A 16,498-nucleotide genomic window follows, 5' to 3' on the forward strand; every position below is an offset into this window, starting at 1 on the left:
GTAAAGAAAATATGGTGACAAAAGCAGAAGGGATACACCTGTATCCATACCGAACACAGAAGTTAAGCCTTCTAACGCCGATGGTACTCGGAGGGAGACCTCCCGGGAGATTAGGAAGTTGCCAAACTTATTAAATATCTCCTATTTATTATAAATAGGAGGTATTTATATAAGAATGTATTTAGTATTTGACTTAGATAGTAACCTCTTACATAGGAGACTTATCATAGAATAACAAAATATTTATAAATTTAATAAGAGTGCTTAGGTAGCTCAATGGTGGAGCACCCGGCTGTTAACCGGTAGGTTGTGGGTTCGAGCCCCACCCTGAGCGCCAATATCGCGGGATGGAGCAGCTTGGTGGCTCGTCGGGCTCATAACCCGGAGGTCGTAGGTTCAAATCCTACTCCCGCAACCATGTGGCGAAGTAGCTCAGTTGGCTAGAGCATTCGGTTCATACCCGGAGTGTCAAGAGTTCAAGTCTCTTCTTCGCTACCAGATTATTGTTAGGCCTTAGGGCCTAACAAAATTTTATTTATAATGATAAGGCCCTATGGTCAAGCGGTTAAGACACCACCCTTTCACGGTGGTATCCCGGGTTCGAATCCCGGTAGGGTCACCACTTTTAACTAACTTATTTATTGTAATAAACTATAAATTTACTTATATTTTTAAATTGATTTATATATTGATATAATTGATGAAATAGACTATTTTCTATAGCCTAATTTATGGCTCTATGGTCAAGTGGTTAAGACATCGCCCTCTCACGGCGGTATCCCGGGTTCGAATCCCGGTGGAGTCACCAAGTTATGTATAATATTATTATATATTTAATACTTCGTATAAGAGGATACATCCGTTTTTACGACAGTATAGTTTTCTGGATTCGCCATTTGGCTCATCTCAGAAATTTCAAATTCATAGAATTTGAAACTCTATAAGGGATAGGATTACGAATCCTGGTGGATTTACTACTTTTTTATAATACTAATATAATTTTTTTGGAAGTATAGCTCAGTTGGGAGAGCATCTGCCTTACAAGCAGGGGGTCACAGGTTCGAGCCCTGTTACTTCCACCATTAAACAAGCCGTCCGGTTCTGAGAAGATTCGAGCGGAGTACAAATTTAGCAAAGCTAGATTTTCTGGCTTAGTAGTTCAGCTGGTTAGAATGCCGCCCTGTCACGGCGGAGGTCGTGGGTTCGAGTCCCATCTAAGTCGCCAAAAGTCCTTTAAGCATTTATTGCTACAAAAGGATAAAGCCTTTGGATTTCAAAAGAGATCCAATGTGCTGATGTAGCTCAATTGGTAGAGCAATTGATTTGTAATCAATAGGTTGTAGGTTCAAGTCCTATCATCAGCTCCAATTTTATTGTGATTCAATAAAATAAAAAAATGGAAATAGACTTTTGAATTTCCTCAATGATAGTTATCATAATTGTTTTCGGTTATTTAAATATTACTATTTCAAAGATATATGCGGAAGTGGCTCAGTGGTAGAGTATCGCCTTGCCAAGGCGAGGGTCGCGGGTTCGAATCCCGTCTTCCGCTCCAAAATTCAATTTATGTGCGGGTGTAGCTCAGTGGTAGAGCCCCAGCCTTCCAAGCTGGTTGCGAGGGTCCGATTCCCTTCACCCGCTCCATTTTTTTATGTGCGGTATTAGCTCAGCTGGATAGAGCGACTGGCTACGGACCAGTAGGCCTGGGGTTCGAATCCTCAATGCCGCGCCATTTTTTGCAAGATAGCTTATTTTAAATGTTTATAGGCTGTCTTATTTTTTATTGTTACGTTTTTTGTTACGTTAGCATGAATTTTTGGAATTTTTCGGCGCTTTTTTCTTCTTGGGATTTAGTTACGTGGACATATATATTCATGGTTGTGTTTGTTGTACTATGTCCTAGTCGATGTTGTACGTCTTTGATAGTCATTCCTGCTTCGAAGCATAAGCTTGCGTGGGTGTGTCTTAGTGAGTGGAGTTTTATTTTTCTTAGTTTGTATTTTTTGATTACTTTTTCAAATCTTTTTCTTGGACTGTTTAGGTTTATTAAATCCCCTGATTGTGTCGTAAAGATATATTGTTTTATATTTACTATTCCAGTTTCTGATTGTTCTGTATGCCATTGTTTTAAATTATTTAGGGTATCTTTATCTATTGATATTGTTCTATAGGAGCTTTTGGTTTTTGGGCTTGTTATTGCCTTTTTGCTTTCTTTTGTTTTTGATAGGTTTTTGTTTACTGTTAGTGTTTTATTTTTAAAGTCTATATCTTTCCATGTTAGGGCAAGGATTTCACCTTTTCTTAGTCCAGTATATGTTGATATTCTAAAAAATAGATACCACATTGTGGTTAGTTCTATTTTTGCTTTTTCTAGAAATTCTTTTAGTTCGTCTTTAGTCCAGTATTCTATTTCTTCTTTTTTAGGTTTTGTGTTGTTTGTAGGATAGATTATATTGGTACATGGGTTAAAGTCTGTGTAGCCTTGATTTATGGCGAATTTATATAGGATATTTAGATACATGTTTACTAGTTTAAAGTCTACTAATATTTTTGATTTTTGGTTTATTAGTTTTTGGACTGTGGGTGTTGTTATTTTGTCTATCTTTTTGTTGCCTAGGTATGGTAGTATATGATTTTTAAAGATTCCTTTTACTCTTGTAAGGCTTGTGTATTTTACTGTTGTTTCATATAGTGGAAGCCATTGTTTGTATATATCGTTTATGGTGTGGGTTGATATTGATTTTATGCCTCTTTTTTTAAGTCTAGCGTATTCTATTTGGGCTTGTTTTTTACTTGTAAAGCCTTGTCTATTGGTTCTTATTTCTTTGTTTGTTAGGGGATCTTTCCCAAGGTATATATTAAATTTATAAAGGGTTTGTCCGTCTTTGTCTTTGTAACTTGTTATTTTCATTTTTTGTCCTTTCTGGTTAAAAAAAGGCAATAGTGGTCCATGTTCTTTTGAATACATGATTTTTAAGGGTATAAAAATACTAAGAGGGGGTATAGTCATGAATCGCAATAAATTATTAAAGCTTTTCAAACAAAATTTAAAAGAATCTTTGAAAGAATCTAAAGATATTAATAACAATATAAAATCTTTTAAGAAAGATTTCTATTCTAAAAAAAGCAAATCTGAAGATTTTTCTAAGGGTTCTAATAATCTTTTAAAGAGGTTTGAAGAGGAGTTTGAGAATACAAAACTATAGGTCTTAACAATATAGTGTCATTAGGATTTATTCCTAATGCATTAGTAAGTGTTTCTATAACTATGCTATTTATCATGGATTCAATTCCTGTAAATTCTCCTGCCTTAATATCAAAACTGTTTATTGAATTTAAATTTCCTATCACTTCACCTATAATATTTAAATCATTATTGAATTTATAAGAAATTTGTTTAGGGTCACATAATAGTTTTTGTGCATCTATAGGTATAAGTAAATTTTCAGTGTAGAACATTAAATCTGTAGGCATTATTTTTGTTAGAAATTCAAGCATTTCTACTAAATTTTTAAGAATGTTAAGTTCATTTGCTGAGTTTTGCTTTTTGTCCTTGCTTAATCTTCTACGCTCTTGTCTATTAAGTTTTTCTTTTATTTGGATGCCATTTATATCTGATTTCGCCTTTTCTTTGAAAAAGTCGTCACTCATAATGGTTTTTAGTTTTTTAAAGTCTATAAGGCTTAATTCTTTATTTATTAAAACAATGCTAGAATTTTGAAATTCATTTTCTTCTAAATGTATAGTTTCTATGAATTTATTTATCTTTGCGTAAGCGTCATATGTTTTTCTTATACTTTGACCACTTGATATAGAGCTTGCGTCTTTTAATGTGTCAGTAACACTTTCACTGCCTAAGTCTATTTTAGCTGATATTATAGGAAAGTTTGTTCCAAATTCTGTATTTCTGCTATTTTGTTGTAAGTTCTTTTCGTGTTCATTTGATTTGTTTGATGATTTATTTAAAATTAAACTTTCTATATCACCTTGAAAGATTTGTGATAGATATGAATTTATTAAATTTTCATCTATATATAAGTGCTTTTTTATTTGAATTTCTTTCATTTCCTCACCTTTCTATAGTATTACTGAGTATAACACTACTTTTCCTATTATTTCTATGTTTTCGTTTATGTCAAAGATTTTATCGTAGTAACAGTCTAGGGTTGAGCTGGGTTTGAAGATTAGTTTGTTTTTGATGTGGTAGAAGTATTTGACTGCAAAGTCGTTGTCTTTGGTTTTGTATACTACTATGTCACCGTTTTTAAGGTCATAGATGCTGTTGTAATCAAGTACTCCAATTATTGACCCGTTTGGTATTATTTTGTTCATTGATTCACCATTTACTTTTATGAATGATAGGTGCTTACTGCCTGCAAATTTGCCGAGGATTTCATCTGGGATATGTATGCGTGGTAGGTTTTGCATGCCATCTATGTTTACAGGACTGCCTGCTGAAATATAGTCGTCTATATAGGGATAGGTGTACATGCTTACTGCTCTTGCTAGGGGTTCTAGGTGGTCTTTTTGTTCGCCTAAAAGGTAGTCCACGCTAACATCAAAGAACTCAGAGTATTTTATTAGAGTTTCAGTAGTAGGTGTTCTTGCGTTGCTCTCAAACATGCCAATACTAGATCTACTTGTTTGTAATCTTTTAGCTAATTCTTCTTGACTAATGTTATAGTTTTTTCTTAAATTTTTAAGTGTATTACCAATTTTCATAACTCCTCCTATCACTAATTGTGACCTTTTATTTTTATTATATCACTATAAGTGATAAAGTAAATGGCTTTATAGTCACATTTAAGGACAAAAAACGAATAAAAACATATTATTTTCTTGACATTGTCACATATAGTGATATAATATAATTAACAAAGCAAGAAAGGGGGATTGAATGAGTAAAGAAGACAATAAAAAAGATGATCAACTCATAAAATTAGCATTAGCTACTGCGGTAATCAGTTTAATAGATAAGCTAATTGAGTTAATCATCAAAATAATAGATATAGTTAGGGCATAGCCCTACTATATCAATACTATACTCATTCCATAAGAAAAATGAAAGATGATAGAAAGAAACTTACAAATGTTTTAAAAATTATAATTGGTTTGAATGTTTTTAGTATTTTGTTAAGTTTGATTAATTTGTTTAGGTAGAAAGGGGAGATAATGGAAAAAAAGAAGATTAAAGAAATTGATAAAGATGTTAATGATTTTTTAGATTTTAGGAAAAAATTTACTAGGGCAGAATGGGACGAACTTAATCATGTTGTAAATTTAGTAGAAAATAAAAGAGCCAATCAAGTTAAGTTGACTGACTCTGATATTGAAGAAATAAAGGGTAGATTATTGGGTGATTTTATTTTTCATTCTTCAAGATTTGTCAGCACAACAGAAGATGAGAAATTTGATTTACTGATGGATGTTGTAGATAAATTAGATATTTGGAAGAAGTCTAAGTATTGAGGAGCTCTTCAATCTTTTCAATGTTTGGATATGTCTTTTTTATAGAGTTAATAGTTTGTTTGAATAGTTGAGCATCTTCTTTACTAACTACAGCTCCTTCTTTAGAGTAAGTAATGAGAAGAAGCAAAAGTTTTGTTGCTTGGTGTTCTGTAAGACTAAATTCAACTTTACTAGACATTGTTATAACCTCCTTTCTGATTTTATTATAGCAGATTGGAGATTATGGAGATTTAATTTGGTGGTGTAAAAATGTCAAAGAAAAAGATAAAAAAGAGCCTTTGCTGTTAGGCTAAGGCTCGGAAGTAAAATCTTGACTGGTAAAATTTATAAAATTGGTAGAAATTAATAAAATAGGAGATAATAATGGACATTTGTTTAATAACAATATTCGCCAATTTATGGTCTTTGTTAATAATATATGTTATTGATAATTTTGAATCTCGTTATAAAAAACTTGTGATATGTCTGCTAGCTTTAATTCTCGTGATAGTTGTGATGCTTCCAGTAATATTTCCTGAGTCATTTCTATGAATGTAGTATTAATTTTATCTTTAGCATTAGAATAAGCTTTATTTCCATTACAGTATTCAAAAAAGTCTAACATAGCTAAATAATAATCTATAGCTAGCAAGGAAGAATTCTTTCCTAGATATTCAATATTTTCTAAAGTAATAGAATTTATAGTTATTGCTACTTCGGAAGTGTTTATAGGATAGGGAAGTAGGGGGAAAGACCTTGCAAGCAACTGAATATATGGGATATATACAGTCTCATATCTTTTTTGTAAAGATTCTTTCTCTAGCTTTTTGTTACTTTTTTTCATACCTAAGTAATGTGAAATAAAAATCGATATTATTGACACTAATGGGGTTATCACATTTATAAATTTAAAAATCATATTCTCACCTCCTTGTATATATTATACATTGGAGATTGAGAAAGTTTAAAGGGGGTGGTTGTTTGAAAGAGTTTGATAAAAGGTTAGGGAATAAACTTATTCCTAAAGAAATAAAAGTTACTTCTGTTGTTGAAGTAACTTATGAGATAGAAAGTGATGTTGAAGTTTTTAATAGGGAGGTTAAGGACTACTACAAGGATAATGAGTTTGTGGGAAGAGTTGATCCTATGAATCAATTTGACAAGATACTTTGAGTACCATCTAGGTAGTTTATTTCAAAAGCTATTAGTAAGACAAGATTTTCAGTAAAGTTTCTCAAGTCATCAATATCTTTTGATGGGTGAAGCTTTATAGGGTGGGTTTGGTCATTGCCAAGGTAGGCACACATTCTGGCTAAATTTTCTAATTTCTTATTTTCGATTTTAGATATAGCTGAATTTAAGGTCAATTTTAGAATTTTTTCGGAATTGTCAGGGTCTTTATATATTAAAAAATCTTTGACAAGTATTTCTACAGATTTTCTATATCCCATACCTGCTATTTGTTTTAGGTCAAGCTGATAAGCTGTTTCAGATTGAATGTAGACTTCTTCAAAGTCTTCAGATATTTTTTTTATATTATCGGGAACATTTAAGTCTACAGTTGGGGAATAAGTATATGGAACTAAGGTTTGTTTAGGATTTTGCCTTGGGTTGTTATAAATATATTCAACAGCATAAAAACTTGAACATATATTGCATCTAAGTAAGATAGCAAATACCCTATTTTGACCATAAGTTTGAAGTTCAGATTTGCTAATTATTGTAGGAATCATTTCTTTGTGGCAATGTGGGCAGAGTTTTGGGACATCTAGTTCTAAATTATCATAGTATAAGATTGTTGTTGGTATATTCGTCATAGTTTTCTCCTTGGTGTTTTATTTATATTATACCATTGGAGATGTAGAAAGTTTAAGGGGGTGGTTGTTATTGAAAAGGTTAATAAAAGGTTAGGAAATAAGTTGAGAAGGTTGAGAGTCGGTGAAGGAAAAACCCAAGAAGAGTTAGCAAGGTTGCTGGGTATTTCTACTAGTTCCATTGGGATGTATGAAATAGGTACTAGAGTACCAAGCGATAAAGTAAAGAAACAATATTCTTTATATTTTGATAAGACAGTAGATGAAATATTTTTTTAAAATAAATTGTCACTATAAAGGACTAATAATATGAAAATCCGAATAAATTGTCACAAAAAGGAGGGAAAATGAATAATATTAAAATTTTTGAAAATAACGAATTTGGAAAGATTAGAACTATTATAGATAAAAATAATGAACCTTGGTTTGTTGGCAAAGATATAGCAGAAATTCTCGAGTACCGAAATGGTAGCCGAGATATAAATAGGCATGTAGATGAGCTTGATAGAAAAAAAGAAATGGTGCATGACGGAAACCAATTAAAAGAAACTATTCTTATTAACGAATCAGGTTTATACTCCCTAATCTTTTCATCAAAAATGGATAAGGCAAGAGAATTTAAAAGATGGGTAACAAGCGAAGTACTACCAAGCATAAGAAAACAAGGGATCTATATGACTGAGCAAAAGGCAAAAGATATCTTAGCAGATCCTGATTCAATAATTGAAATAGCTAATCAATGGAAAAAGGCAGAAGCAAGACTTGCCTTAGCTCAAACAAAGATTGAAGAAGATAAACCTAAAGTATTATTCGCCGATGCAGTATCAGCATCAAGTAAGTCATGCTTAATGGGAGAATTAGCTAAGTTAATAAGTCAAGAGGCTATTAGGCAAGGTAAGAGTGATAAGAAGATTGGTCAAAATAATTTGTTTAAGTGGATGAGGAATAAGGGCTATTTGTGCAAGGGTGGAGAAAGAAGGAATCAACCTAAGCAAGTGTTTATTGAGCAAGGATTGTTTGAGATGAAGAAGGGGTCTTATATAGATAGTAATGGGACTAATGTTGTGACTACTACTACAAAGATTACTGGTAAGGGTCAGGTTTATTTTGTTAATAAGTTCTTAGGATAGGAGACGAAAATGGAAGCAAGCAAATTAGTAGGTGCCGTTCTCGAGATTGAAAATGAGAATAAGGAGCTAATTGAGTTATGCAGGTGTCTATATAGGTACAGTTTGGATTGTAAGGACGGTATTACAGATGATAAGAAGAGTTTAAGAAATAAGGATTTCTTGAAGCAGACAGAAGTGTATGACTATTTGGGGATAGGAAATGAAACTTTGATGAAAATGAGGATTGATGGTTTACCTTGTTACAGGTTATCAGAACGTAATATTTATTATAGCAAGGAAGATATTAAGAGGTTTTTATTTGAAAGGGAGGAGTAGATATGGAAAATAGCAAAAGAAAGATTAGAAAAAGAAGTGATGTTTTTAAGATGTTGGATGGTCGTAAGGTTGATGATGTTTGCGTGAAGTTTACAGCAAAACCAGAAAAAGAAAGGATTAGGGATAAGGTTTTAGGACTATTTATTGTGGGGTTAATGATGTTGTTGGCTTTATGTGGTCCTAATGAGATAACAAGGACTGCCGGAATAGCGCTTATGTTTATAGGTTCTTGCATGGCATTTTTGGCATAAGAAAAGAGCCTATGTTTATAGGCTCAAACGAAATTTTAGATATTTGTATTATACCCAAAGGGAGAAGATTATGAAAGAGTACGAGGAAATTTTGATGGATAAAGACCAAGAAGAAAGACTTCGAGAGGGAGCTAGAAGCCTTAATATAGATAGTCTTACACTAATTATTGGACATTTAGATAAACAAGGCAAAACAAGGACAAACAGTGCAACATTAAGAATCTTAGATGATGAACTAGAAAGAAAGTTAAGGCAACAAGAATTTATGCTTAGGTGAAAGGGGTTAATATGGAGATTGAAATTATAAATTTAAAATTTAAAAACTTTAAAGGATTAAAAGATTACAGCTTAAATTTTAGCGAAAATGTAACAACAATTAGTGGAGAGAACGCAAGTGGTAAAACAACAATATTTGACGGATACTGCTGGCTTTTATATGGCAAAGATAGCTTTAATAGAAAGGACTGTGATATAAAGCCATATGACATTGATGGAGAAAATATACACAATGTAGAAACTAGTGTTGAAGGTGCATTTTTATTCAATGATAAAGAAGTAAAGCTAAAGAGAATATACAAGGAAATTTGGAAGAAAAAGAGGGGATCTAACACCAAAGAATTTTCAGGACATACAACAGATTTTTATATAAACGAAGTGCCAAAAAAGAAAAAAGAATATGAAGAATTTATTTCAGAATATATAAATGAAGAAGAGTTTAATCTTTTGTCAAACCCGCTATATTTTAATGAAATAATCGATAAAAGCGAAAGAAGAAATATACTTTTAAGCTTAGTAGATGATGTAAGTACAGATGATGTAGTAAAAGAAAATAAAGAGTTAAAAGAGCTTGATTTAGAGCAATACGCCATAGAAGAACTGCAAGCTATGTCAAAGTCTAAAACTAAAAAAATAAATGAAAAACTTAAAGAAATACCAGCAAGGATTGATGAACTCAACAGTACTAAAGTTGATGAAGATTTTAAAGAACTTGAAGATGAAAAAGAAAAGATTGTGAAAGAAATTGAAGATATAGATAGGGAACTTGCAGGCAACAAAAATGTATCAGAAGAACTTGATAAAAAATATAAAAGTATAGCAGAACTTAAAGAAGAATTTAACGCTATCAATAGTGATTATGAAGAAAGTAAAAAGAATAATATACAAAAATTCGAGAATAAACATACAGAAATACAAAGGAAAATTGATGCTTGTACTTTTGAAATAACAAACACTATAGACCGTATAAATTCGCTTGAAAATCGAATTGAAGAAAAAGAGAAGCTTATAAATGATGTCAATAAAGAACTTGAACAAATGAGAAAAGACTGGGTAGATATAAGCACAAAAAAATTTGATGGTAGTCTTAATTGTCCAACATGCGGAAGAGAATTTGAAGAAGATAAAAAGCAAGAAATACTTTCTAATTTCAACATTCATAAAAGCAACGAAATAGAAAAAATGGAGAAAAAGGGTTTTGAACGTAAAGACAAAATTGAATCTTACCAATCTAATATCAAAGAGTTTGAAACTGAAAAGGAAAATCTTCTAAGCCAAGAAAAGAAATTAAAAGATAAGAAAGAAAAGCTAAAAGAAGAAGAGCTTACAGTACTTGAAATAATTGAAAGAGCTAAGGCTTTAAAGATAATGCCAAGCCTTATAAAAAGACAAGAAGAAATTAAAAAAGAGATTGAAAGTATAGAAGAATCTATCAAAAATATAGATAAAAAAGACAATACCCAATTATTGGAGCAAAAAAGGGTCTTAAATCAAAAGTTAGATGAAATTAATACAAAAGTATTAGGTATAGGCTTTAATGTGAAAATAGATACAAAAATCGAAGAATATGAGCAAGAAGAAAAGAAGCTAAGTGCTGAGTATGAAGAAGCACAAAAAATCTTATATCTATGTGATGAATATACAAAGACTTATGTAGATCTAGTTAGTAGTAAAGTAAATAATTTCTTTACTTTTGTAAAGTTTAAGTTATTTGATACTCAAATAAACGGTGGAATTCAAGAAACTGCAGAAGCTACTTTCAAGGGAGTACCTTACGGAGTTTTAAACAATGCTGCAAAGATTAACGCAGGTCTTGATGTTATAAATGCTTTATCACAAAAATATGAAAAGCAAATTCCAATTTTTGTAGACAATGCAGAAGCAATAAATGAACTTACTGAAGTGGATAGTCAGTTAGTTAGGTTAGTAGTTAGTAAAGACGAAGAATTAATTGTTGAAGATTAAGGAGAAAAAAATGACAAATAGCTTACAAAATAAAAATACTAGTACAAGTGCAACTCTAATAGTTAATCAAGCTATTGATGAAGTTACAAAGATGTTGAAATCAGGTGTGTTTGATATGCCTGAAAATTATAGCTTTAAAAATGCTATACAACAATCTAGGTATTTGTTACAAGAACCTGATAAAAAAGGAAAAAGCATCATAGATAAATGTGATCCACAAAGCATATTGAATTCTGTTATGGAGATGGCACAAAAAGGATTGAATCCATCTAAAAAGCAATGTTATTTTATTCCTTATGGTGGAAAATGTACTCTATCTATCTCTTATCAAGGCAATGTTGCTATGGCAAAAAGAAGTGGTCAAGATATTGGAGATGTATATGGATATGCAATATACAAAGATGATGAATTTGAGCTTGGATACAACTTACAAAAAGGCATAACTGAAATAACAAAATATGTTCCCGACGTCACAAAATGGACGAAAAATAATATTGTTGGAGCTGTTGCTGTAATAACTGATTGCAAGGGCGTTGTCAAGTATACAGAATATATGACTATGGAGCAAATAAAAGATTCTTGGAATATGGGTTATGCAAAAGGCGATTCTAAAGCACATAACATGTTCCCTGATCAACAAGCTATAAAAACTGTTAAGAATAGAGCGGTTAAGTCTTTTGTTAATACTTCAGATGATGGCGAAATAATGAGTGAAGATGATAAGCTAACAGCCTATGTAGATGAAAGTTTTAATGAAGAAAAAGAAAGCGAAGCGAATTTATTAGAGCTTGACACTAATTCTCTTGAAAATAATGAAGAAGCACAATTTGAAGAAGTGAAATACGAAAAAAAGGAAATTCCAAGCAATGTCGATTCAGAAACTGGAGAAGTGCTTGAAGAAGATAATATTGAAGGGCAATCTGACTTCTTTGATAGTGACTTTGAAGCTTTAGATAAGGCACCATTTTAATGAATATAGAAGTTCTAGGCACAGGTTCTAGTGGTAATTGTTACAAAGTTTCTGATGGTGAGTCTACGCTCTTATTAGAGTGTGGACTACCTTATAAAATTATACAGAAAAAATTAAGGTTTAAAATGCACAGTTTAGACGCTTGTTTAGTCACTCACGAACATATGGATCACGCTAAGGCTTGTAAAGATATGCTAAAAAATGGAATAGACCTATATATGACTTATGGGACTAGTAAAGCTTTAGATTTAAAAGGTCATAGATTGCACAATTTTAGAGGGGTTAAAAAAGATGAGCTTGTATCTTATAAAGCTGAAAAAATAAAGACTTTTAAGGTATTAGCTTTTGAAACAATACACGATGCAGATGAGCCTGTAGGTTTTTATATAAAAAGCGTAAAAAATGGAGAGTCTTTGGTCTTTATAACTGATACGGCTTATATGAAATATAAGATTCCTGATTGTGATTATCTAATGGTTGAGTGCAATTATGTGAAAGATAGGCTTGATTATAACTTTAAACAAGGACTTATAAATATAAGTTTAAGAAATAGGATTGTGAAAAACCATTTATCATTAGAAACATTGCTTGAAGCCTTAGATATGAATAGGTTAAGCAAACTTAAAAAAATATATGTATTACATTTATCAGATGGAAATAGTGATGAAAAAGTTATTGAAGAGAGCTTAAAGGCTAAAACAGGAGTTTTGGTTTATATATGTTAGCAAAGAAAGGGGTTAAGAAACTAGATGGCAGGTATAAGCTGGATTAAGTTATCAGTTAATATCTTTGATGATGAGAAAATAAAACTTATAAGGTCTATGCCGGAGGGCGATGTCATTATACTGATTTGGATTCAGCTTTTATGCCTTGCTGGTAAGACTAATGATGGTGGTGAGGTTTATATAGGACAACACATGAATTATACGGATGAGATGTTAGCTACTATATGCAATCAACCGCTCAATACCGTAAGGCTTGCTCTTAAAACATTTGAACAGTTTGAGATGATAAATCTTGGCGATGATGGTCTTATAAGTATTGCTAATTGGGAGAAACACCAAAATATAGATGGTATGGAAAGGGTTAAAACTGGAAATGCTGAAAGACAAAAGCTTTATTATTGGAGAAAAAAACTTTTAAGTGTTGGTATTAACGCATATCAAGATGGTTTTACAGAAGATATAGATGAACTTAAGAAGATGTATGAGGATAAAAACCTAACGTTAGGTCTAACATCATCTCACAGACCAGATATAGATAAGAATAGAATAGATATAGATAAGATAAGAATAGATAAAGAATTAGACAATAATAATATAACTGGTTTATCCGAAGAGGAGAAGAGGACTATTATTTATTATTATCGTTTTATTAAAAATAATACTAGCACTAATGATTTAGGTATGATTGTAAACTCTGTTAAAGAGTATGGTTGGCAGGAGGTTATATATATTCTTTGGTATCTGAAAGAGGAGCAGAAGGCTAATATTACAAGTTTTAAGTATGTGAATACTGTTCTTAGGAGAAAAAAAGATTTAGATGAAGGAATAGTTGAGTTTATTTCTAAGAGAGAGCTTAAAATTGTTGAAGGGATATGATGAAGATGTTGTTTTAGAAAGTTATAGTAACTGTCAACTAATACTTGACTGTTACTATAATTATGATGGTGATTTAAGGGCTGATTGTGATGATAAAACAAAAATTTGACGTGAAGCTAGCAGTAGAAGATATAGATATAATTTTAGAATTGATTGATTGGATATATAAGCCTAATCAAAGTGATGTAAAATACAGCGATAAAAAAGCAAGGGCTTTGAATTTATACAAGTATTTAATGTGGACTAAGAACGAAATAAAAAGGGGTCAAGGAGGATGTTGAGAAGTGCAGCTGGTTTTGTATGGCAATCCTGCCACTAAGAAAAACTCTATGCAAATTTTTAGGAATAAAAAGACGGGGCAATCTTTTTTGTCTCAGTCTGCTAGGTACAAGGAATATGCAGAAGATTGTGGCAGACAAATTACGGGGAAATATAAGAAAGGGATTGATTATCCTATTAATCTTAAGTGTGTTTATTACAGGAAAACAAAACATAGGGTTGATCTTATAAATCTTTTGGCTGCTACTTGTGATATTTTGGCAGATTATGGGGTTATCAAGGATGATAATTGTAAAATTGTTGTTGGGCATGATGGTTCTAGGGTTTTGTATGATAAGAATAATCCTAGGGTGGAAATTGAAATAAAGAGGGTTTGAAGGCGAGGATAAGAAGGATTGAAGGAGGTGTTAGGTGAGGTTATGTTGTGTTTGTTTAAGTTTTGTTATATAGGTTTGCTTTTGTCTTTTGTAGGTTTGCTTTTAGCAAAGCTGGAGGAGAATAGGTATGTTGATTTTATGGTGGGGGTTGTTTTAGGTTTTGTTTTATCGATTTTTTTGATGTATGTAAGTGTTTATTCTTATTTGGGTTGATTTTGGAGGTATTTAAGGGGTAGGTGACGTTTATATGGTTTTGGCGATTGATTGGTCATCTATCTTTTTGATTCGCTTAGAGCTTGATTTAGGAGGTTTAATGGATTATAGAGGTAATTTTGAGAAGAGGAAGAATCGTTTTAGGGTTGATTTTGTAAAGGCGTTTTTGAAAGGGTATGGGTGGTCTTTGGAGGTTAGGGAGGAGATTAAGCAAGAGCTTGGTTGTAAGAAGGACAGGCTGGATATGCTTAGGACTGGTTGGTCTAGTTCTGTGCCGGTTCATGGTGGTGGGTCTAGTCAGGAGGATGCTATTTGTTTTATTCTCGATGAGGTTGGTGATTTGGAGGATGTTATGGAGGAGATTAAGGAGGTTTATAGACCGATAAGGCTTGCTATTAGGTCGCTTGATGATTGTATGCTTATTAATATTGTGCTTCGCTTGTGGGTGTATAAGGATGAGTCTTGTAGGTCTTTGGCTAAGAAGTATAAGGTTTCTAAGAGTGCTATATGGAACAAGAGTAATGTTGCTTTGTTGTGTATTTGGAGGTTTTTGGTTAATTATGATGAAGATTAGGGTGGTTTTTTCCACTCTTTTTTTATTTGATTTTTTTCAAAAAAAGTGTTGATTATTATATAAGTTGGTAGTATAATATAAGTATGAAAGGAGGAAAGTATAATGGTTAAGAAAAATAAAAAGAGCCTTAACGTCAAAGAATTCGAACTTGAGATAAGATTCTTTGGGTTAAGGCTCATAATCAAAATAGTTAGGGGTTAAGCCCCTAGCTTTTGATACCATTATACTAATAAAATTATGAAAATCAAAGTAGATTTATCTTGGGAAAAACCAAGCATTAGAGAAGTCTTTGAATCCTTAGCTATGATTGGAGCCATCGGATTAATAATTTATTTATTAAGGAGGTAGTATGACTGAGAACAAGACAAGTGATGCTCAACTTAGGGCTAGCAGAAAATGGGATGCTAAAAATCCTGATGTTAAGAAAAAGTCTAGAAACAAATCGGGTTGTAAGGCTTATATTAGGGATTGGGCAAATGAAGAGGATTTGCTTGAAGTTGAAGAATGGATTAGGCTAAGAAGAGAAAATTTATAAAAGGTGGACAAAAAAGGTTTTTTGTGGTATACTTTTTGTAGGATTAGAAGTGTATATTTTTTTTAAGGCGAACGAATGGGTTCGTCTTTTTTATAGCTTATTGACTTTCTTATCATGATGTATTACAATGTAAACAAAGATAAGGAGGATTTTATGAGTGTTGTATCATTAAGGTTAAATGAAGAAGAAAATAAGCTTTTTAAAACTTATTCTAAGCATACTGGTAAAAGTTTATCTGAACTTTTCAAGTCAGCTTTGGCTGAACAAATTGAAGATGAACTTGATTATGAAACGGGGATAAAGGCTTTAGAAAATTTCAAAGAAAATCCAAAGACTTATTCTATTGATGATTTGATTTCGGAACTTGAAAATGACTTATAGGCTTTTGATTTCTGATGATGTAAGGAAAAAGATTAAGAAGATGGATAAGCATTTAGGTCTTATGTTAGCTAGGGATATGAAGGCTAAACTAGATGGTCTTGAAAATCCTAGAAGTATTGGTAAGGCTCTTGTTGGTCAATATAATGGACTTTGGCGATATAGGATTGGTGCTTATAGGGTTATTTGCGATATTAGAGATGATGAACTTATTGTTGTTGCTATTGATATTGGACACAGAAAAAATATATACAAGTAAGGCGAGTTTAGGCTCGTCTTTTTTTATATAAATTTATGAGCTAAGCTGCCAAATGTTTCTCCTAAAATTATTATATTATTTTTTTAAAATGTGCGTTTGTATGTTTTTTTCAT

Annotated in this window: 25 protein-coding genes, 11 tRNA genes and 1 rRNA gene; 31 read left to right on the forward strand and 6 right to left on the reverse strand. The window is 31.9% G+C overall.

Translation table 11 applies throughout. From position 1 onward, the window contains the following. The first annotated feature begins 10 nt into the window (after positions 1 to 10). From rrf to HV819_RS02035, 12 genes are all read left to right on the forward strand, one after another. A 5S ribosomal RNA gene (gene rrf / locus HV819_RS01980) occupies positions 11 to 127 on the forward strand. 135 nt (positions 128 to 262) lie between these two features. Next, a tRNA-Asn gene (locus tag HV819_RS01985) sits at positions 263 to 337 on the forward strand. 4 nt (positions 338 to 341) lie between these two features. Then, positions 342 to 418, forward strand: a tRNA-Met gene (locus HV819_RS01990). A 3-nt stretch (positions 419 to 421) separates the two neighbouring features. Continuing rightward, positions 422 to 498 (forward strand) — tRNA-Met (locus HV819_RS01995). A gap of 49 nt (positions 499 to 547) precedes the next feature. After that, a tRNA-Glu gene (locus HV819_RS02000) sits at positions 548 to 622 on the forward strand. A 111-nt stretch (positions 623 to 733) separates the two neighbouring features. Continuing rightward, positions 734 to 808 (forward strand) — tRNA-Glu (locus HV819_RS02005). Between the two features lie 198 nt (positions 809 to 1,006). Next, positions 1,007 to 1,082: transfer RNA gene (locus HV819_RS02010), tRNA-Val, on the forward strand. A 66-nt stretch (positions 1,083 to 1,148) separates the two neighbouring features. Then, positions 1,149 to 1,225: transfer RNA gene (locus HV819_RS02015), tRNA-Asp, on the forward strand. A gap of 66 nt (positions 1,226 to 1,291) precedes the next feature. Beyond that, positions 1,292 to 1,367: transfer RNA gene (locus HV819_RS02020), tRNA-Thr, on the forward strand. A 113-nt stretch (positions 1,368 to 1,480) separates the two neighbouring features. Further along, positions 1,481 to 1,555, forward strand: a tRNA-Gly gene (locus tag HV819_RS02025). A gap of 15 nt (positions 1,556 to 1,570) precedes the next feature. After that, positions 1,571 to 1,644: transfer RNA gene (locus HV819_RS02030), tRNA-Gly, on the forward strand. A gap of 11 nt (positions 1,645 to 1,655) precedes the next feature. Beyond that, a tRNA-Arg gene (locus tag HV819_RS02035) sits at positions 1,656 to 1,732 on the forward strand. A gap of 66 nt (positions 1,733 to 1,798) precedes the next feature. Here the strand turns inward: HV819_RS02035 and HV819_RS02040 are convergent. Further along, complete coding sequence (locus HV819_RS02040; RefSeq protein ID WP_176269406.1) at positions 1,799 to 2,911, reverse strand: site-specific integrase; 1,113 nt, start codon at positions 2,909 to 2,911, stop codon at positions 1,799 to 1,801. A gap of 97 nt (positions 2,912 to 3,008) precedes the next feature. On the opposite strand from HV819_RS02040, the gene HV819_RS02045 reads away from it, so the two are divergent. Next, complete coding sequence (locus tag HV819_RS02045) at positions 3,009 to 3,206, forward strand: hypothetical protein (protein WP_176269407.1); 198 nt, start codon at positions 3,009 to 3,011, stop codon at positions 3,204 to 3,206. Here the strand turns inward: HV819_RS02045 and HV819_RS02050 are convergent. Together HV819_RS02050 and HV819_RS02055 are read right to left on the reverse strand one after the other, a co-directional pair. Beyond that, positions 3,154 to 4,065 (reverse strand): DUF6414 family protein, encoded by a 912-nt coding sequence (locus tag HV819_RS02050; RefSeq protein ID WP_176269408.1) that lies wholly within the window; start codon positions 4,063 to 4,065, stop codon positions 3,154 to 3,156. The two genes, HV819_RS02045 and HV819_RS02050, sit on opposite strands and share 53 nt — an antisense overlap. Before the next feature lie 12 nt (positions 4,066 to 4,077). Further along, positions 4,078 to 4,722 carry a helix-turn-helix domain-containing protein gene (locus tag HV819_RS02055; protein ID WP_176269409.1) on the reverse strand — a complete coding sequence of 215 codons (645 nt, stop codon included), beginning with the start codon at positions 4,720 to 4,722 and terminating at the stop codon, positions 4,078 to 4,080. Positions 4,723 to 4,897: 175 nt separating this feature from the next. On the opposite strand from HV819_RS02055, the gene HV819_RS11690 reads away from it, so the two are divergent. Together HV819_RS11690 and HV819_RS02060 are read left to right on the forward strand one after the other, a co-directional pair. Continuing rightward, a complete protein-coding gene (locus tag HV819_RS11690; RefSeq protein WP_262359290.1) occupies positions 4,898 to 5,023 on the forward strand; it encodes a hypothetical protein in 126 nt (41 codons plus the stop codon). Between the two features lie 149 nt (positions 5,024 to 5,172). Beyond that, positions 5,173 to 5,469: a hypothetical protein gene (locus HV819_RS02060; protein ID WP_176269410.1), complete on the forward strand. Its 297-nt coding sequence runs from the start codon at positions 5,173 to 5,175 to the stop codon at positions 5,467 to 5,469. On the opposite strand, the gene HV819_RS02065 is transcribed toward HV819_RS02060, so the two are convergent. Both HV819_RS02065 and HV819_RS02070 read right to left on the reverse strand, forming a co-directional pair. Then, positions 5,459 to 5,647, reverse strand: a complete 189-nt coding sequence (locus HV819_RS02065; RefSeq protein WP_176269411.1) for a hypothetical protein — start codon at positions 5,645 to 5,647, stop codon at positions 5,459 to 5,461. The two genes, HV819_RS02060 and HV819_RS02065, sit on opposite strands and share 11 nt — an antisense overlap. Positions 5,648 to 5,890: 243 nt before the next feature. Further along, on the reverse strand, positions 5,891 to 6,367 hold the full coding sequence (locus HV819_RS02070; RefSeq protein ID WP_176269412.1) for a hypothetical protein: 477 nt from the start codon (positions 6,365 to 6,367) through the stop codon (positions 5,891 to 5,893). 62 nt (positions 6,368 to 6,429) lie between these two features. On the opposite strand from HV819_RS02070, the gene HV819_RS02075 reads away from it, so the two are divergent. Beyond that, positions 6,430 to 6,621, forward strand: a complete 192-nt coding sequence (locus HV819_RS02075; protein ID WP_154539512.1) for a hypothetical protein — start codon at positions 6,430 to 6,432, stop codon at positions 6,619 to 6,621. On the opposite strand, the gene HV819_RS02080 is transcribed toward HV819_RS02075, so the two are convergent. Then, positions 6,600 to 7,265: a DUF4145 domain-containing protein gene (locus HV819_RS02080; protein ID WP_154539510.1), complete on the reverse strand. Its 666-nt coding sequence runs from the start codon at positions 7,263 to 7,265 to the stop codon at positions 6,600 to 6,602. The two genes, HV819_RS02075 and HV819_RS02080, sit on opposite strands and share 22 nt — an antisense overlap. 60 nt (positions 7,266 to 7,325) lie before the next feature. Here HV819_RS02080 and HV819_RS02085 point away from each other — a divergent pair, with 60 nt between their 5' ends. The 15 genes from HV819_RS02085 to HV819_RS02155 all read left to right on the forward strand — a co-directional run bounded on the left by HV819_RS02085 (position 7,326) and on the right by HV819_RS02155 (position 16,385). Further along, complete coding sequence (locus HV819_RS02085; protein ID WP_176269413.1) at positions 7,326 to 7,541, forward strand: helix-turn-helix transcriptional regulator; 216 nt, start codon at positions 7,326 to 7,328, stop codon at positions 7,539 to 7,541. Between the two features lie 68 nt (positions 7,542 to 7,609). Further along, the gene (locus tag HV819_RS02090; protein WP_176269414.1) at positions 7,610 to 8,392 is read left to right on the forward strand and encodes a phage antirepressor KilAC domain-containing protein; all 783 of its coding nucleotides are present in this window, start codon (positions 7,610 to 7,612) and stop codon (positions 8,390 to 8,392) included. Between the two features lie 9 nt (positions 8,393 to 8,401). Beyond that, positions 8,402 to 8,707 (forward strand): hypothetical protein, encoded by a 306-nt coding sequence (locus HV819_RS02095; protein ID WP_154539500.1) that lies wholly within the window; start codon positions 8,402 to 8,404, stop codon positions 8,705 to 8,707. Positions 8,708 to 8,709: 2 nt separating this feature from the next. Continuing rightward, positions 8,710 to 8,958 (forward strand): hypothetical protein, encoded by a 249-nt coding sequence (locus HV819_RS02100; protein ID WP_154539498.1) that lies wholly within the window; start codon positions 8,710 to 8,712, stop codon positions 8,956 to 8,958. Between the two features lie 70 nt (positions 8,959 to 9,028). Further along, on the forward strand, positions 9,029 to 9,235 hold the full coding sequence (locus HV819_RS02105) for a hypothetical protein (protein WP_176269415.1): 207 nt from the start codon (positions 9,029 to 9,031) through the stop codon (positions 9,233 to 9,235). A gap of 11 nt (positions 9,236 to 9,246) precedes the next feature. Further along, the gene (locus tag HV819_RS02110) at positions 9,247 to 11,199 is read left to right on the forward strand and encodes an AAA family ATPase (RefSeq protein WP_154539494.1); all 1,953 of its coding nucleotides are present in this window, start codon (positions 9,247 to 9,249) and stop codon (positions 11,197 to 11,199) included. Between the two features lie 10 nt (positions 11,200 to 11,209). Continuing rightward, the gene (locus HV819_RS02115; protein WP_176269416.1) at positions 11,210 to 12,169 is read left to right on the forward strand and encodes a RecT family recombinase; all 960 of its coding nucleotides are present in this window, start codon (positions 11,210 to 11,212) and stop codon (positions 12,167 to 12,169) included. After that, on the forward strand, positions 12,169 to 12,894 hold the full coding sequence (locus HV819_RS02120) for an MBL fold metallo-hydrolase (protein WP_154539490.1): 726 nt from the start codon (positions 12,169 to 12,171) through the stop codon (positions 12,892 to 12,894). The genes HV819_RS02115 and HV819_RS02120 overlap by 1 nt, the downstream gene beginning before the upstream one ends. 24 nt (positions 12,895 to 12,918) lie before the next feature. Then, positions 12,919 to 13,770, forward strand: a complete 852-nt coding sequence (locus HV819_RS02125) for a phage replisome organizer N-terminal domain-containing protein (protein WP_154539488.1) — start codon at positions 12,919 to 12,921, stop codon at positions 13,768 to 13,770. A gap of 86 nt (positions 13,771 to 13,856) precedes the next feature. Further along, positions 13,857 to 14,051 carry a hypothetical protein gene (locus HV819_RS02130; protein WP_176269417.1) on the forward strand — a complete coding sequence of 65 codons (195 nt, stop codon included), beginning with the start codon at positions 13,857 to 13,859 and terminating at the stop codon, positions 14,049 to 14,051. 3 nt (positions 14,052 to 14,054) lie between these two features. Next, the gene (locus HV819_RS02135) at positions 14,055 to 14,426 is read left to right on the forward strand and encodes a RusA family crossover junction endodeoxyribonuclease (protein ID WP_326831229.1); all 372 of its coding nucleotides are present in this window, start codon (positions 14,055 to 14,057) and stop codon (positions 14,424 to 14,426) included. Between the two features lie 313 nt (positions 14,427 to 14,739). Beyond that, on the forward strand, positions 14,740 to 15,213 hold the full coding sequence (locus HV819_RS02140) for a hypothetical protein (protein ID WP_176269418.1): 474 nt from the start codon (positions 14,740 to 14,742) through the stop codon (positions 15,211 to 15,213). Positions 15,214 to 15,562: 349 nt separating this feature from the next. After that, complete coding sequence (locus HV819_RS02145; protein WP_154539482.1) at positions 15,563 to 15,748, forward strand: hypothetical protein; 186 nt, start codon at positions 15,563 to 15,565, stop codon at positions 15,746 to 15,748. Positions 15,749 to 15,901: 153 nt separating this feature from the next. Beyond that, complete coding sequence (gene relB, locus HV819_RS02150) at positions 15,902 to 16,129, forward strand: type II toxin-antitoxin system RelB family antitoxin (RefSeq protein WP_154539480.1); 228 nt, start codon at positions 15,902 to 15,904, stop codon at positions 16,127 to 16,129. After that, a complete protein-coding gene (locus HV819_RS02155) occupies positions 16,119 to 16,385 on the forward strand; it encodes a type II toxin-antitoxin system RelE family toxin (protein ID WP_154539478.1) in 267 nt (88 codons plus the stop codon). The genes relB and HV819_RS02155 overlap by 11 nt, the downstream gene beginning before the upstream one ends. The last annotated feature ends 113 nt before the right edge of the window (positions 16,386 to 16,498 follow it).

This window comes from Anaerococcus faecalis (assembly GCF_013371425.1).
Taxonomy (GTDB): Bacteria; Bacillota; Clostridia; order Tissierellales; family Peptoniphilaceae; genus Anaerococcus; species Anaerococcus porci.

What these genes read in the sequence shown, in the direction of transcription:
- HV819_RS02050 (WP_176269408.1), bottom strand. Translation starts at nt 4,065, where the DNA reads ATGAAAGAAATTCAAATAAAAAAGCACTTATATATAGATGAAAATTTA.
- HV819_RS02070 (WP_176269412.1), bottom strand. Translation starts at nt 6,367, where the DNA reads ATGATTTTTAAATTTATAAATGTGATAACCCCATTAGTGTCAATAATA.
- relB (WP_154539480.1), top strand. Translation starts at nt 15,902, where the DNA reads ATGAGTGTTGTATCATTAAGGTTAAATGAAGAAGAAAATAAGCTTTTT.
- HV819_RS11690 (WP_262359290.1), top strand. Translation starts at nt 4,898, where the DNA reads ATGAGTAAAGAAGACAATAAAAAAGATGATCAACTCATAAAATTAGCA.
- HV819_RS02125 (WP_154539488.1), top strand. Translation starts at nt 12,919, where the DNA reads ATGGCAGGTATAAGCTGGATTAAGTTATCAGTTAATATCTTTGATGAT.
- HV819_RS02115 (WP_176269416.1), top strand. Translation starts at nt 11,210, where the DNA reads ATGACAAATAGCTTACAAAATAAAAATACTAGTACAAGTGCAACTCTA.
- HV819_RS02045 (WP_176269407.1), top strand. Translation starts at nt 3,009, where the DNA reads ATGAATCGCAATAAATTATTAAAGCTTTTCAAACAAAATTTAAAAGAA.
- HV819_RS02155 (WP_154539478.1), top strand. Translation starts at nt 16,119, where the DNA reads ATGACTTATAGGCTTTTGATTTCTGATGATGTAAGGAAAAAGATTAAG.
- HV819_RS02095 (WP_154539500.1), top strand. Translation starts at nt 8,402, where the DNA reads ATGGAAGCAAGCAAATTAGTAGGTGCCGTTCTCGAGATTGAAAATGAG.
- HV819_RS02110 (WP_154539494.1), top strand. Translation starts at nt 9,247, where the DNA reads ATGGAGATTGAAATTATAAATTTAAAATTTAAAAACTTTAAAGGATTA.
- HV819_RS02145 (WP_154539482.1), top strand. Translation starts at nt 15,563, where the DNA reads ATGACTGAGAACAAGACAAGTGATGCTCAACTTAGGGCTAGCAGAAAA.
- HV819_RS02040 (WP_176269406.1), bottom strand. Translation starts at nt 2,911, where the DNA reads ATGAAAATAACAAGTTACAAAGACAAAGACGGACAAACCCTTTATAAA.
- HV819_RS02090 (WP_176269414.1), top strand. Translation starts at nt 7,610, where the DNA reads ATGAATAATATTAAAATTTTTGAAAATAACGAATTTGGAAAGATTAGA.
- HV819_RS02140 (WP_176269418.1), top strand. Translation starts at nt 14,740, where the DNA reads ATGGATTATAGAGGTAATTTTGAGAAGAGGAAGAATCGTTTTAGGGTT.
- HV819_RS02105 (WP_176269415.1), top strand. Translation starts at nt 9,029, where the DNA reads ATGAAAGAGTACGAGGAAATTTTGATGGATAAAGACCAAGAAGAAAGA.
- HV819_RS02120 (WP_154539490.1), top strand. Translation starts at nt 12,169, where the DNA reads ATGAATATAGAAGTTCTAGGCACAGGTTCTAGTGGTAATTGTTACAAA.
- HV819_RS02055 (WP_176269409.1), bottom strand. Translation starts at nt 4,722, where the DNA reads ATGAAAATTGGTAATACACTTAAAAATTTAAGAAAAAACTATAACATT.
- HV819_RS02060 (WP_176269410.1), top strand. Translation starts at nt 5,173, where the DNA reads ATGGAAAAAAAGAAGATTAAAGAAATTGATAAAGATGTTAATGATTTT.
- HV819_RS02080 (WP_154539510.1), bottom strand. Translation starts at nt 7,265, where the DNA reads ATGACGAATATACCAACAACAATCTTATACTATGATAATTTAGAACTA.
- HV819_RS02100 (WP_154539498.1), top strand. Translation starts at nt 8,710, where the DNA reads ATGGAAAATAGCAAAAGAAAGATTAGAAAAAGAAGTGATGTTTTTAAG.
- HV819_RS02065 (WP_176269411.1), bottom strand. Translation starts at nt 5,647, where the DNA reads ATGTCTAGTAAAGTTGAATTTAGTCTTACAGAACACCAAGCAACAAAA.